Origin of the sequence: Clostridium kluyveri (assembly GCF_001902295.1) — a bacterium.
GTDB lineage: Bacteria > Bacillota > Clostridia > Clostridiales > Clostridiaceae > Clostridium_B > Clostridium_B kluyveri_B.
This window is the reverse complement of the sequence record NZ_CP018335.1, coordinates 950,550-965,232: the sequence shown is the minus strand read 5'-3', so window position 1 is coordinate 965,232 and position 14,683 is coordinate 950,550. Positions and strand designations below refer to the sequence as shown.

Genomic DNA, 14,683 nt, shown 5'->3' with positions numbered 1-14,683 from the left:
TTCATTAAATTAAGTAATTCAATTTTAAAAAATATTCTAACTAATTATATTTTACTATTTTGTCAAGCTTCTGTCTATATATACACCTTATATAAGCAATTATTAAAAATCTATTATATAATTAACTCCACAATGAACTTACTCTCTTCAAACTATATCACGCTAAGTTCTCCTATTAAATCTATAATCTTTGCCATGGTAAAGATTATTTGTTTATACTTAAACTTTGAAGGAATAAAAGACTATTTTAATTAAAACAAGAATATTAATAAAAAAGCACGTATTTATTGAGAGGATTTTATGAGAAAAAATAATTTTTATAAGTTTCAATCCATTAAGCACTTAAGAGCTAAAATAATTCCAATAATAATTATAGTTATTGTAATATGGTTTATGATAACTGTTCTTCCACATTTTTTTAGAAATACTTATATAGTAACCATTGCAAGTAAACAAATAAAAAGTCAGAATAATAAAGATATACGGTATATTATATATACTCAAATGGAAGATGGCACTATCAAGGCCTTTAAAAATGATAACAGCATACTAGAATTTAAATTTAATTCTGAAGATCTATACAGGGGACTTATGATAAGAAGAAAATATGAAATTAAAACTTATGGATTTAGAATAATTCCTTTAGCATCTTACGAAAATATTACAGCAGCTAAACAGACAAAATGAATTCGTGAAAAAGGGCACTAAATATAGTGTCTTTTTCCATTAAAATTACTTATTTAATGAACTTTTCCCCACATACTTTAAAATCATATTCCATGTATAATAATGTTGAACTATTGTTTACTTTTTGATATTATAAATTTATTCTATCTGAACCTAAGAACCACTTTATAAATAAATTGAAGAGAGTAGGGTTATTATGATTGAATTGAACAGAAACCGTAAAACCACAAAACAAGAATTAATATATGTGGGTGCATATTTTTTATTTCTCTTAGTCTTTTGGAGTATATCAAGGTTAATATTATTACCTGAATTAGAAAAAACTTTACCTAACACCTCCCTTTCCTATGCATTATGTGAGGCAATTTTAAAAGGAGTTATTTGGATAGTTCCTGTATATGTTATTTTAAAATTGCAAAAACTTAATCCAATTTCATTCTTAAAATTAAATTCCAATATAATGAAAGGAATATCTTTTGGACTATTATTAGGTATTGCATTTTTAGTTATAAATATCGTAAAGACAAAAAATTTCAACATACATATTACCTACTCAGATTTTATAAATACATTTCTAGTAGTAGGTATCATTGAAGAAATAGCCTTCAGAGGGTATATTATGCAAAAATTGAAATTGTATATGGGATTCATTGGTTCAAATATAATAACTAGTTTAATGTTTGCAATGATACATATACCTATATCTATAAATAATCATAATATAGATCCATTATACTTTGTTCAAGTAGGAATTTTATCATTAATTTTTGGATATTTCTTTGAAGAAACTGATTCCTTAATATGCCCGATTGTAATACATAGTTTATGGGATTTAAGTATGATATTAACGCAAATATCATGATTCTCTTTCTTCACCATGTGATTCATAGAAAAAAGACGCCTATATGGGCATCTTTTTTCTTGTCTGATCATTTAATACCTAAATACACATCATATATCATTTATAGGAGATTTACATTTTTATGGGTTTATTTAAAACCATCTCTTACATATACTATATTACTATTTCGATAAAAAATCAACATATTTTTTATTAATTTTATAAAATTACTATGATTTAATTAAAAGAATAGGATTATTTTGTGCTTTTCAACATACAATTATAATATTTCTATATAGACTTCTTTTTTAAGTACATATTCATTTTCCTTAACAGTTAAGAGCAATTTCATTGGCACTCCAGATTGCATTCATTATATTTGCACTCTCATTTGCATCACCTACAAGATATAAATCTGCTACCTTATCTCTTAGTTTATTATACAGTTCCCTATCTGCTTTAAATCCAACAGCAATTACAACGGTATCTGCATCTATATTTTGCTTTTTAAATTTATTATCAATTAAAATAGCTCCTCTATCAGTTACCTCAAGTAAAGAAGTCTCTGTAATAACCTCTACTCCACTATTTTTAAGGAGATCAATAAGCATAATCTTATTCATATGTGGAACTGGTTTGCCAGCATTTAATATGGTATCTCTTGCCTCGATAATTGTAACCTTTTTACCCTGTTTTGCAAGGTAAAGGGCCGTTTCACATCCTGCCAGTCCACCGCCTACCATAAGTACATTTTCTCCTACTTGTTTACTACCTTTTAAAACCTCAATTACCGCTGCAACCTTATCCTTTTCTATTCCAGGCAAATTCAATTTGATTTCTTTAGCACCTGTGGCTATAATAACTACATCTGGTTTTTCTTTTTCTACAACTTCTTCTGTTACATTTGTATCTAAAACCAATTTAACTTTAAGTTCCTTCATTTCATTCCTGTACCAATCAAGCAGTCTTCTATCATCTATTTTAAAATCAGGAACTGAAGCCGGAATAACCTGCCCTCCAAGTTCCTTTGTGCCTTCATACATAGAAACCTTATGGCCTCTCATAGCTGTAATTCTAGCTGCTTCCATTCCTGCCACTCCTCCACCTACAATCATAACTTTTTTAGGTGCAGCTGCTGGCTTTACTTCATAGTATCTCTCTCTTCCCGCTGCAGGGTTTACTGTACAACTTAGTGGCCTTCCTTCAAATCCTCTTCCCATACATCCAGTATGACATCCAATACAAGGTCGTATTCTATCAATTTGCCCCATAAATACCTTCTTAGGCCAATATGCATCACATAAAAGAGGTCTTCCAAGCGTAACCATATCTGCAGCTTCATCCTCAAGAGCTCCTTTTGCAACATCAGGCATACCCATTTTTCCTGCAACCATAACAGGTATTTTTACAACTTTTTTAAGTTCTTTAGTATATGGAAGATATAATCCATCTTTTTGATACAGAGGTGGATGTGCCCAATACCAGGCATCGTAGGTTCCTAAATCCGCATTAAATGCATCATATCCTGCCGCTTCAAGAATTTTTGCCGCTTCAAGGCCTTCTTCTAAATCACGGCCCTTTTCTACATAGTCTTCCTCAGCAAGTCCTCCCTGCCCCCAATCTTTTATACAACTTTTAACACTATATCTCAATCCTACAGGAAAATCACTTCCTACTTCACCCTTTATTGCTTCAACTATTTCTATAGGAAGTTGAAGTCTTCCCCTTAAATCTCCCCCATATTTATCTGTTCTTCTATTAAATATTGACAATGTAAATTGATCAAGTAAGTATCCTTCATGTACTGCATGTATTTCAACACCATCAAACCCTGCTTTATGGGCAATCTTAGCGCCCTCTGCAAACTTTTCAACTATCCATTCTACCTCTGAGGTTGTAAGTTCCCTACAGGTAACAGTTGGATCCCAGTAATTTGGAACAGCTGATGCCGAAACAGGTTGTGAGGTTAAAAGTCCTCCTGGTGCACCACTTCTCCCAAATCCCATTGACAATTGGAGAAATATTTTTGAACCATAAGCATGAACTCTCTCTGTCATTTCTGAAGATGTCATAATAAATTTTGCAGGATTTATTGAAGTGATAGGAAGTACTCCTGTTAGAACCTTATCCAATTCATTTTCCACTTTTACTACACTGGTTATAATGAGTCCTGTACCACCTTTAGCTCTTTCCACATAATAATCAACAGCCCTTTGATTAAAACAACATTCATTATCCACAAGTCCAAAGGCTCCCATAGGGGCCATTGCTATTTTGTTTTTCACTTCCATATTACCTATTTTAATAGGCTCAAATAAAGATTTGTTTTTCATAATAACTACCTCCTGTATATCTTGATTTTAAATAATCGTAAAGCCTTAAAGCTGCTAGTTTACCTGTGTCTAAGGATTATCAATATTTTCCCTCTCTTTAGCTTAAATATACTCCAGTATATTATTTGTAAAACTATTTATATTATTAATAAAAATCCTCTATGGAAATCTTATCCTAAGTTTTAACTTTATTATATAACGCATAGTCACATATGTCAATTATTTTTCTGACTATTTAAAATATAAAATATATTATAAATATATTTTATATTTTAAATAGTCTAAATAATTTTCCTCACTTAAAGATTCAACTGCCCTGTTATCAATTACCTCATTAGCATTTCGTATTATCAAAAATTAAAAAAGACAGCTATAGTACTATCTTTTTTAATCTACCTTATTATTTTTAATGATACTGTAAAAATTACAATTAAAAATTTAAAAAATCAAGTGATTCTTAGGTTCAGGTGGAGTTTGCTTATGAGAACTGCTTTTCTCCAGCTGAACCTTATTAACAGTATTCTTAGTGTCTTTAGCACTTAGAATACGTTATCCTTTAGGGGAAGAACTTATCCAGGTGCGTAACAGTGCTTACCTCCCACTTTTAAAAAAATGGGAGTATTAGCAATGGTAGCGTTCGGATAAATTCTCCTTTTTAAAAATATTATATTTTTGCTTTAAATCTATCATAACGGAAAGCAGATACATCAATAGATGTTTTACCCTCTACTACCATCTCAGATAAAAGCATACCTACCGTTGGGGATATTCCAAAACCATGTCCTGAAAATGCACAGGCAAGTATTAGTCCTGGAACCTCTTCTACAAAACTTATAACAGGTATGTGATCTGCACAATCATCTATCCATCCCGCCCAGGTACGCACAATTTTAGCATCCTCCAGTATAGGAAAATACTTCATAATACCACGGCAGATAGCAGATGCTGTAATACTAGATGTAGTTGGTGTCCCATTATCTTTATTAAAAGCTTCATAACCTGATGAACCACCAAAAACAAATGATCCGTGCTTACTCTGATGGCCATAAAAGTCAGCTGCTGCAGTACCTAACATTTGATAAAACATAGGAGGCTGTGCCTCTGTAACAAGAACCTCTAATAAAACCTTATTCATTGGAATATCAATTCCAAAAGTAGAAGCTATTTTACGACTTTCATAGCCTGCAGCTAGAATGATATTTTCTCCTTCATATATATTATTCTGAGTTACTACCTGTCTTGCTTTACCCTTTATCTTTTTTATCTCCATAACCTCTTCTCCAGTTATAAAACGAACCCCTATCTGTCTTGCCCTGCGGTAATAACCTAAGGTTGTCAGCAGCGGATTAGCATGTCCATCAGTAGGACACCAGCTTGCACCAATAACTTCTTCTGAAAGATAAGGGCAAATATTTCTCCCCTCTTCAGCTGAAATCATTCTTACATCAAGACCACAGTCCTTAGCACTTTTAGTAAGATTCTTCAAGATTCCCATATGCTCCTCCGTCTTGCCTAATCTTAAATTACCGTGCTGATAATATTCCACATCTATTTCCAATTCTTCTGACAATGTGGGCCAGATATTTTTCACTCCGTACATGGCAAGGGGAAGCTCTCTTTTATCACGTCCTGACTGACGAACTCCTCCACCATTTCTTGTAGAACCTCCATTGCCAATACTATCGCTTTTCTCAAGGACAATAACAGAGCAGCCTTTTTGGGCCAAATAATATGCTGCAGCATTTCCAATTACACCACTTCCTATAATTATTACATCAGCACAATTTCTCATGTTATTTCCTCCTCTCATTCCCAAAAACTTTCATTTCTATAGGCCTCATAGGTGCACGTGACATTGCTGATTCTAACCTTGACGGAGAAACATTTAATTCTCTTGCCACAATACCTTTTACTAATTTACTACAGGTCTGACCCTGACAGAGCCCCATACCTGTTCTTAAATATCTTCTTATCTCCGTAATGGTAAACATTCCATCATGTACTGCTTTTCTAATTTCACCCTTTGTAACTTCCTCACAGCGGCAGATTATCATATTATCATCACACTGTGGAATAAATTCACCTATATCCCTTGATCTATCATTCACTTTGTTCATATTCCCACCCCTTGCTGTTTAAAAAATCTAGCCTTCATCCCCATTTCTCTAGGGACCTTTATAGTTAATAAATTTGTGTGATCAAACGCAGAAAGTGATTTAACTTCAACAACTTCTGCTTCACAGAGCTCTTGTCCGCTTCGACCTAAAGCAGCACCTCTCATACCCTTCTCCGGTAGTGGTAAAAACTCGTAGGGAAGTGTTACTGCAGTATATCCTTCTTCATAATCTTCATTTATGAGGAATATTGACTGTCCTGAACAAGATGCCACACATAGTCCGCATCCAGTACAAGCTGCTGCTTCATCCACAATAGGAAGGGATGTGATTTTTTCTCTAACCTTAATACATTGCCTAGGACAGGCATCTTGACATGGATTGCAGGGAATATTTTGAGAACATTCTATTACAGGATGAATTCCTTTAATAAACTTTACTCCTGGATATTTCATTACTTCTTCATCCGTGAGATATCCCTTTTTTAAAAGATTTGTTGAAATATCATAACCTTCCTCTGTTTTAGAAATATCTTTTCCTTTATTCTCAGGTCCGAACATTCCCTGCCTTAAACTAAATAATGCCTTTTCCAATTCTGCTGTTCTTGCTTCTAATTCTTCTTTATGAATAAATCCTAATTTATAAGCAGCTGCTGCCCCTGAAATTCTCCCTTCAAGCATAGCTGAACTTGCTTCTTCTATTCCTGAAACGTCCCCTGCCACAAATATATTTGAAATTGAAGTTTCACCATATTTATCACAAAGAGGAACAAGCCCTCCCTTTTTAGGATTTTCCTCCATATTACATCCAGCCATTTTGAGAAGCTGTGACATAGGAGAAAGACCTACTGCAACACATATGGTGTCAACATCAAAGTGTTTCTCCGTTCCAGGTATTACCTTAAACTTGCTGTCAACTTCACCAATAGTAACCCCTGTTACATATTGATCCCCTTCAGCCTTAATTATGGTATGGGATAAGTAAAAAGGTACTCCACACCTAGCTACCTTTGCAGCATGAACTCCGTATCCACCAATTTTAGGTGCTGCATCTACAATGGCAACCACCTGGCAGCCTGACTGTATAAGCTGATAACTAACAACTACCCCAACATTTCCACTGCCAAGCATAAGTATTTTCTTTCCCGGCTTTACACTATGAAGATTCATCATGGTCTGCGCTGCACCGGCACCTATAACTCCAGGAAGAGTCCACCCTTCAAAAGTAACCATATTTTCGGAGGCACCTGTTGAAACTATAATTGCATCTCCTTTATAATGGACAACTTCCTTATTTATACTTACAGTAATCTCCTTATCCAAAAATAACCCTATTACTATGGCATTTAACACAACTTCTACTGAAGCTTCCTCTGCTTCCTTTAAAAGCTCCTCACCTATCTTAAAACCTCTCATCTTAGCCCTATGCTCTTTGGAACCGAAAAACTTGTGAATTTGTTTAAATAATTGTCCGCCTGGTTTAGAATTCTCATCAAATATAACAACCTTTAATCCTCTCCTTGCCGCTTCAACAGCCGCTGAAAGTCCTGCAGGTCCCGCACCCACAACTATTACATCATATCTTTTCATACGACTCTCTATCCTTTCCTAAAAGTATTTTTAAGTTTAATCCAGTTTCCTTGCAGAAACACCATATTGAGTTTGGACCTTCATACCTTCAACAAGAGGAGTTACGCAAGTTCTTACATTAGGCTTACCATCTACTACCATGACACAGTCTGTACATCTTCCGATAGCACAAAATATACCTCTTGGAGAGTTTCCTTTCTTTGTATGCCTGTGCACCATTACACCTGCCGCCTTTAATGCAGCAGCTATTGGCTCTCCTTCATAGCCTTCAAGTATTTTCCCATCCAAATTAAAAGTTACTAAACGTCCTTTATTAGCTTCACCCAAAATTGGATGTTCTGTAATCCTCATCCAAATCATCTCCTTATAAACTTGATCCTATAAAATTATGCAAGCTCCGGCATATCCCATAAGTTTAATTTAACTCCGATTCCTTTTTCAATTGCATTTCTATATACAATTGTTCCCCATGCAACGTCTTCAATTGGCATACCGCCGACAGAGTAAATAACAACTTCGTCTTCTTTACGTTTTATTGGAATTTTCCCCATTAATATATCCCCTAAATCATCAATCTGATTTCTAGTCATTTTTCCTTCTTTTATAAGATCCATACAATGAACAGCTGGAATTGGAATTGTGTTGTATGCCGGATAAGTCATTTCTTCAGCCCATGCTTCATATAATCCAATGTTATCTGTTACAGTTCTTGCTCTGTTTAAAATGAAATCATCATCAAATCTTGCAGCAGCTGGACAGCATAAAAGTGCCCCTGACTTAATCCATGCTTCATTAATATATGGGTACTGACTTGAATCTCCTGTTGGACTTGAAGTTGCAACATGAATAATATCACTGTCTCTTACTACCTCTTCAATTGTTTCAACTACTCTAATATCTTTTATCTTAGGATACTCTTCATTTAAATATTTAATGAAACCCTCTATTGATTTCTTACTTCTACCTTTGATTTTAACAGTTTCAATTCCTGCTCTTACTGCTATTGTGGCTGCAAACGCAGTCTTACTCATAACACCAGGTCCAATGATGCCAACAACTCTTGAGTTTTCTTTTGAGAAATATTTTACACCAACACCTGGAACAGCCCCTGTTCTGTAAGCACTCAAAATATTGGCTGACATATATGCAAGAGGTGCTCCTGTATCTTTATCATTTAATGTGAGCATAAGAATTGATCTTGGAAGTCCTTTGCTCTTATTTTCAACATTAGAACCATACCATTTCATACCTGTCATACGGAACCTTCCACCAAGATATGCTGGCATAGCCATAAATCTTCTGTCTGGGCCGTCTTTTGGCATATCAGGAAATTCAGAATTCTCTGGAAAAGAAAGCATTACACCATGTGAATTTCCATTAGGGCCACCCATGCGGTAATCGCCCATTTTTAGTAATTTGAACATTTCCTCCATTACATCGACACAAGCAGCCATATCTTTAACACCTGCCTTAATCATGTCTTTTTCATTTAAATAAATAAAATCTATTTTTGTTTCTTTCATTCCCCTTTACCTCCAAATAATTATAAATTTCATTAATAAAAATATTAGGACGCTTCTTTAAAACTAACATTTGAAATATTTTTCTTAAAGTCTTCCGATAATCCACATCTTATAATAAGGTATACTATACCTAATCCCATCCAAGTAAATCCTACAATTTTAGCAATAGTAGAAAGTCCTAATAATATATACACACAAACACACATTCCAAGCAGCGGCACAATTAAATGTCTTACTACTTTTCCGCTTTTATTTTTAAAGTAGTAATAAACTATAACTGATAGATTTACACATGTAAACCCAAACAGACCTCCAAAAGCAGTTAGCTCTGATACTGTTCCTACACTTAAAAGCAGTGCTCCAGTAGTACCTATTATTGACATAAATAATATGCTATTAAAAGGTGTTTTAAATTTAGGATGAAGATATGAAAATATCTTCTCAGGGAGAACCTTATCTCTGCCCATACCATACAATAAGCGGCTGGCTGCTGATTGCCCTGCCAATGATGTTCCTACCCCTGCAATCATAATTACAACAGATACAAAAATTTGCAAAAAGCTGCCTCCAACTTTTGAAGCTATATCAAAGAAAGCTGTATCTGGATTAACTATCTTGGTATAATCTGGAGTTATAACTGTTGCTAAAAATGCAACTGCAACATAAATAAATGTTTGAATAAGACAAGCTAACATAATTGCCAATCCTATTTTCCTGCCTCCAACATTAGTTTCCTCAGATAGTGTTGTTATGGCATCAAAGCCTAAGTAACATACAACTGCTATTGCAGAACCACTTACTAAAGCCTTAAAGGTAAATGCATTTTTGTTGTATATTGTAGCCATAGAAATTCCACTACTTACATGCCCGGTAATAATATATTTCAATGCTAAAATTACAAAAGCTATAACGGCTGCAAACATAACAGCTGCTATAATGAAGTTTGCCCTAGCTGCAACTTCTATACCTATTAAGTTTATTACTGTAACAGGTATAGCATACATTAATACCCATCCCCATATAGGTATTTGTGGGATCATTGCATTGGCAAAGCTTGAACTAATTAAATAGAGCAACATAGGAATCAGGACGTAATCTAATATCATTACCCAGCCAGATATAAATCCAAGTTTAGGATTAACGGCTCTTTGAGTATAACTATAGGTAGATCCAGCTATAGGAAATGCTGTTACCATTTCACCATAACTATATGCTGTAAAAAGCATAGCTACAAAAGCAATGGCGTAGGCTAGAACAGAGTGCCCTCTCGAAGTAACATGCATTATACCAAATAGCGTCATAACAGATACTGGTCCCATAAATACTATTCCGAAAATCACTAAATCTTTTAGTCCCAATACCTTTTTCAATTCTTGCTTGTAACCAAAAGACTCTAATTTTACATCATTATCCAACTTTTACTCCTCCTTTAAGCTTAAAATAATAATATGATTCGAATAATTTTAAAGGCTCATTCTAATCACATTATTAATATATCACCAATATTTTTAATCGTATTGTAAAAATCGGAACTGATTAATGATAAATTGCAAATCCAAAAAAGCCTCTATGTTCAAAACCCATAGAGACTTAACTATATCAAAAGTTTTTCAATTTTATTTGATTTGGTGTAAGATAAGTAAATTTTTTGAATTCATTAATAAAATGAGATTGATCATAATATCCGCATTCCAATATTGTATCCATCACATGGTAATTACCCTCATTAATAATAATATATAAACAGTTTTGGAATCTCACAATCTGACTTAACAGTTTTGGTGATATTCCCACAAAAGTTTCAAATGTTTTCCTTAGGTATCTGGTTGAATACCCCGTATATTCTGCCAATTCACTTATACTTACTAGGCCTTTATTTTCACATATTCTATTTATTGAGTTTTGAATTATAATTGGTATATGTGTATCCAAAAGAAAACTTGTAATAAAATTTTTAAATACAGCTATTCTATCATAAAAATTCTCTGCTTTAGATATTTTTTCGCTAATAAATAAATCCTTTTTAACTATGTCAATTAAAGGTATTTCATTATCAATGAATTCTTTAATTGAACACTTTAAAACTCTAATAGCTTCTCCCGGGAAAAATCTAACTCCAAAATATTCACATCCATATAAAAAAGATATTTTTTTACTTTTAATAACACTGCCACAAATATTTGAAAAAGAATTATCTGGACTGCAGTAAAATATAATGTCAACACATCCATCTGGAATTACCGGGATAAAATTCTCCACACTTTCAGTAACTTTAAATTGATAAAATACAGATATGGTTTTGCTCAATGCATCAGTTTTATCTAATTTCATCTCCATATAGTTTTCACACTTAATTTCGAAACCTGGCTGCAAAGGTAGATAATTATATTTAAGTAACCTTATATTTTCATTTATGTTCTTTTTCATAACTAAATACAATTCTCCTTTACATGAAATTTCACAACAAATAACTAAATGATATTTTTAATATTAATTTATTAATAAAATAACATTTTTAATAGCTAAATGTCAATAAAATATTAAAAATATATTTATATATTTTAATATTAATATCTATTGTGTTTAAAACAAATCTTATAATATTGTAAATAAAAATACTCATAGATTATATCAATCCATGAGTTAAATAACTTACTTTATATTTAATTTACAAATATCCTGGGACCATTTTTTAGCCTTCTCTACATTTTCTCCTCTATCATTTTTAAGAGGATCCTTAAATTCAATTTCACCTAAAAATTCATTTCCCCCGAGTTCTGCTTTCATATTTTGAAAAGTTTTTCCGTTAGCTCCTCCATTACAACTAAATAGTGCTATCTTTTTATTCTTTAAATTTGTGTTAGCAAAAAAACTTCTTATGGCAGGTGCAAAAGTCCACGCCCAAACTGGAGTCCCAATAAATAAAATTTCATAATTTTCAATATTCACATCATAATGTACAAGTTCCGGCTTCTCTTTGGTTATAGCTTGCTTCCCACCTATTAAATATTTTATTTTACTATGAGGCTCTATGTCTTTTTTAGGTTTTACTTCCAATATATCAGCTGACACTTCATTTGAAATAGTTTCAGCTATTAATTTGGTATTTCCTTCAAGTGAATAGTACACAACTAAAATTTTACTTTCCATAAACAACTCACTCCCAACTTTAAATTATTTACAGTACACTATTCTATGTTTACATCTTTTACATAAGGTACCTTCAGAATATTTACCATAATATCTTTTGTCTGACTCTGATTTACACCATACATTCTAAAAATAATTTTAGCTTCAGAATCCTTATTATTTTTATTGTAATGTCTATTAACTTGAATATTAGATATTCTCTCTTTAGAATTTTTTAATATATCAAGCACTGGGTTAATTCCGTCTAGAGATAAAATTACTCTGCCTAAACAATGAACAGAATTTTTTTGTACTCTATTAAATATCTCGAGTCCTATTACTATAAATATAGTAGCTCCTATACCAGGTATATACATACCTGCTCCAATTGCTATACCAATTCCCGCAGTAGCCCACAATCCAGCAGCAGTAGTCAGTCCTCTTACAAATTGATGTTCTACAATTATAGTACCTGCTCCAAGAAACCCAACTCCACTTACCACCTGGGCGGCTATTCTACTTGGATCAATTGAAACTGAAGACACATCTAACAAATCCTGAAAGCCATATTTAGATACCAGCATAATAAGTGCACTTCCAACTGCCACAACAAAGTGGGTTCTAAGTCCTGCCTGTTTAGAACGACTTCTTCTTTCAAATCCTATCAGAGCCCCAAGTACTCCTGAAAGAACCAATTTCAGCATCATTTCCCACTGATCCATAGTATTCTCCCCCCATTCTAATGTATAGATTTTATTATAATATATATTTTTACTAAAATATATATATTTATGGAAATAATTTGAATATATACATTCCCATTTAAAATCAGTATTTCATGCCTTCTCCCTCTCCTTGCAATATTTTAATAATTGTATGAAAAAAACCATCAATAATATATTATGACACATAATATATTTCATTTTTTTAAAAAATATTATATAATTATAAAATGTACAAAATAAAATATACTAGTTTTTACTGACATTAAGATTATGGATCACTAAAGACTAAAGGGAGGACTTCTTTTATGGATCTTTTTAAAAAAAAGTCTCTAGATCAATTAAGAGATAGCGTTAAAAAGACAAATTTACAAAAAAATCTCAGGGCAAAAGATATAGCTGCATTAGGCATAGGTGCTGTAGTAGGTGTAGGTATATTCGTTGCCACAGGCGAGGGAGCACACTCTGCAGGACCTGGAATTATACTCTCATTTATATTATCTGGAATAGTGGCTTGTCTATGTGGACTATGTTATTGTGAACTTGCCACTATGTTTCCTGTAGCGGGAAGTACATATTCTTATGCTTATATTGCTTTTGGAGAATTTACTGCTATGATAATAGGTTGGTGTTTAACTGCAGAATATTTAGTTGCAGTGAGTGCAGTAGCCTCAGGATGGTCAGGAACCTTTAGAGGAGTTCTAACCTCTGCAGGAATTACGCTGCCTAAGGCCATAGCTGCATCACCAAGTAACGGTGGAATAATCGATGTACCTGCAGTTGCCATAATATTAATATTAACATCACTTCTTTGTTATGGCATGCAGCAAAGTTCCAAGATAAATAATATTATTGTAGGAATAAAAATACTTATAATTCTTTTATTCATTTTTTTAGGAGCATCGCATATAAATGTGTCTAACTATAAACCTTTTATGCCTTATGGCTGGAAAGGAGTTTTCACTGGTGCAAGTATGGTGTTCTTCTCTTTTATAGGATTTGATGCCATTTCCACATCTGCAGAAGAAGCAGTAGATCCTAAAAAGGATGTATCCAGAGGAATAATATTATGTCTTATAGTAGTTTGTATACTCTATGTTCTAGTGGCTGTAGTACTTACAGGAATAGTTCCTTATAAAGAAATAGTTTCAGATAATGCAGTACCTGATGCCCTTGGAAGGATAGGAATTAACTGGGGTTCAGCATTAGTTGGAGTTGGTGCCATTGTAGGAATGGTTTCTGTAATGCTTACAATGCTTTATGGACAGGTTAGAATATTTATGGTTATGTCAAGAGATGGATTGATGCCCAAAATTTTTTCTAAAATCAACAAAGTTCATAATACTCCAGTTAAAGCAACTATAATAACAGGAATTATAGCTTCCATTATAGCAGGTATATTACCACTTAGAATAATAGTTGAATTTTTAAGTATAGGAACTTTATTAAGCTTTATAATTGTATCTATGGGAGTTATCTATTTAAGAAAATCCATGCCAGATATTGAAAGAAAATTCAAATGTCCAGGTGTACCATTTACACCCATAATAACGGTATTATGCTGCTTGTTACTTTTAACATCAATGCGAAAAATAACCTGGATTGGCTTCCTCATCTGGCTGTGTCTGGGACTTATAGTCTATTTTATCTACGGAAGAACTCACAGTACAGTTCAAAATGAAAATAAATAATTTAGTTCACAGATTTAAAATCTTAATAAAAAACAAAATGGTCTAGTCCTGCCT

At 33.0% G+C, this 14,683-nt stretch carries 13 protein-coding genes; 3 read left to right on the top strand and 10 right to left on the bottom strand.

Annotated features, from left to right (window positions below; genetic code table 11):
* Positions 1–300 precede the first annotated feature (300 nt).
* Positions 301–687, top strand: a complete 387-nt coding sequence (locus BS101_RS04975) for a DUF1523 family protein (RefSeq protein ID WP_073537824.1) — start codon at positions 301–303, stop codon at positions 685–687.
* Positions 688–883: 196 nt separating this feature from the next.
* Positions 884–1,549 carry a CPBP family intramembrane glutamic endopeptidase gene (locus BS101_RS04970; RefSeq protein WP_073537823.1) on the top strand — a complete coding sequence of 222 codons (666 nt, stop codon included), beginning with the start codon at positions 884–886 and terminating at the stop codon, positions 1,547–1,549.
* A gap of 308 nt (positions 1,550–1,857) precedes the next feature.
* Here BS101_RS04970 and BS101_RS04965 read toward each other — a convergent pair whose 3' ends face one another.
* The 10 genes from BS101_RS04965 to BS101_RS04920 form a co-directional block, all read right to left on the bottom strand.
* On the bottom strand, positions 1,858–3,861 hold the full coding sequence (locus tag BS101_RS04965; RefSeq protein WP_073537822.1) for an FAD-dependent oxidoreductase: 2,004 nt from the start codon (positions 3,859–3,861) through the stop codon (positions 1,858–1,860).
* A 664-nt stretch (positions 3,862–4,525) separates the two neighbouring features.
* Entirely contained in the window at positions 4,526–5,653 is a 1,128-nt protein-coding gene (locus BS101_RS04960; RefSeq protein WP_073537821.1) for an NAD(P)/FAD-dependent oxidoreductase, read from the bottom strand.
* A gap of 1 nt (position 5,654) precedes the next feature.
* Positions 5,655–5,978 carry a (2Fe-2S)-binding protein gene (locus tag BS101_RS04955; RefSeq protein WP_073537820.1) on the bottom strand — a complete coding sequence of 108 codons (324 nt, stop codon included), beginning with the start codon at positions 5,976–5,978 and terminating at the stop codon, positions 5,655–5,657.
* A complete protein-coding gene (locus BS101_RS04950) occupies positions 5,975–7,564 on the bottom strand; it encodes an FAD-dependent oxidoreductase (protein ID WP_073537819.1) in 1,590 nt (529 codons plus the stop codon). The genes BS101_RS04955 and BS101_RS04950 overlap by 4 nt, the downstream gene beginning before the upstream one ends.
* Positions 7,565–7,600: 36 nt before the next feature.
* Positions 7,601–7,915 (bottom strand): (2Fe-2S)-binding protein, encoded by a 315-nt coding sequence (locus tag BS101_RS04945; RefSeq protein WP_073537818.1) that lies wholly within the window; start codon positions 7,913–7,915, stop codon positions 7,601–7,603.
* A gap of 35 nt (positions 7,916–7,950) precedes the next feature.
* Positions 7,951–9,087 carry a tyramine oxidase subunit B gene (locus BS101_RS04940; protein WP_073537817.1) on the bottom strand — a complete coding sequence of 379 codons (1,137 nt, stop codon included), beginning with the start codon at positions 9,085–9,087 and terminating at the stop codon, positions 7,951–7,953.
* 44 nt (positions 9,088–9,131) lie between these two features.
* Complete coding sequence (locus tag BS101_RS04935) at positions 9,132–10,502, bottom strand: APC family permease (RefSeq protein ID WP_073537816.1); 1,371 nt, start codon at positions 10,500–10,502, stop codon at positions 9,132–9,134.
* Positions 10,503–10,686: 184 nt separating this feature from the next.
* Complete coding sequence (locus BS101_RS23235; protein WP_073537815.1) at positions 10,687–11,514, bottom strand: helix-turn-helix transcriptional regulator; 828 nt, start codon at positions 11,512–11,514, stop codon at positions 10,687–10,689.
* Between the two features lie 225 nt (positions 11,515–11,739).
* Entirely contained in the window at positions 11,740–12,237 is a 498-nt protein-coding gene (locus BS101_RS04925) for a flavodoxin family protein (protein ID WP_073537814.1), read from the bottom strand.
* A 38-nt stretch (positions 12,238–12,275) separates the two neighbouring features.
* Positions 12,276–12,938 (bottom strand): MgtC/SapB family protein, encoded by a 663-nt coding sequence (locus BS101_RS04920; RefSeq protein WP_073537813.1) that lies wholly within the window; start codon positions 12,936–12,938, stop codon positions 12,276–12,278.
* Positions 12,939–13,246: 308 nt separating this feature from the next.
* On the opposite strand from BS101_RS04920, the gene BS101_RS04915 reads away from it, so the two are divergent.
* Positions 13,247–14,629, top strand: a complete 1,383-nt coding sequence (locus BS101_RS04915; RefSeq protein ID WP_073537812.1) for an APC family permease — start codon at positions 13,247–13,249, stop codon at positions 14,627–14,629.
* Positions 14,630–14,683: the final 54 nt, after the last annotated feature.

Excerpts from the sequence above, each read along its gene's own strand:
- BS101_RS04975 (WP_073537824.1), top strand. The coding sequence starts at position 301 with ATGAGAAAAAATAATTTTTATAAGTTTCAATCCATTAAGCACTTAAGA.
- BS101_RS04970 (WP_073537823.1), top strand. The coding sequence starts at position 884 with ATGATTGAATTGAACAGAAACCGTAAAACCACAAAACAAGAATTAATA.
- BS101_RS04965 (WP_073537822.1), bottom strand. The coding sequence starts at position 3,861 with ATGAAAAACAAATCTTTATTTGAGCCTATTAAAATAGGTAATATGGAA.
- BS101_RS04960 (WP_073537821.1), bottom strand. The coding sequence starts at position 5,653 with ATGAGAAATTGTGCTGATGTAATAATTATAGGAAGTGGTGTAATTGGA.
- BS101_RS04955 (WP_073537820.1), bottom strand. The coding sequence starts at position 5,978 with ATGAACAAAGTGAATGATAGATCAAGGGATATAGGTGAATTTATTCCA.
- BS101_RS04950 (WP_073537819.1), bottom strand. The coding sequence starts at position 7,564 with ATGAAAAGATATGATGTAATAGTTGTGGGTGCGGGACCTGCAGGACTT.
- BS101_RS04945 (WP_073537818.1), bottom strand. The coding sequence starts at position 7,915 with ATGAGGATTACAGAACATCCAATTTTGGGTGAAGCTAATAAAGGACGT.
- BS101_RS04940 (WP_073537817.1), bottom strand. The coding sequence starts at position 9,087 with ATGAAAGAAACAAAAATAGATTTTATTTATTTAAATGAAAAAGACATG.
- BS101_RS23235 (WP_073537815.1), bottom strand. The coding sequence starts at position 11,514 with ATGAAAAAGAACATAAATGAAAATATAAGGTTACTTAAATATAATTAT.
- BS101_RS04925 (WP_073537814.1), bottom strand. The coding sequence starts at position 12,237 with ATGGAAAGTAAAATTTTAGTTGTGTACTATTCACTTGAAGGAAATACC.
- BS101_RS04920 (WP_073537813.1), bottom strand. The coding sequence starts at position 12,938 with ATGGATCAGTGGGAAATGATGCTGAAATTGGTTCTTTCAGGAGTACTT.
- BS101_RS04915 (WP_073537812.1), top strand. The coding sequence starts at position 13,247 with ATGGATCTTTTTAAAAAAAAGTCTCTAGATCAATTAAGAGATAGCGTT.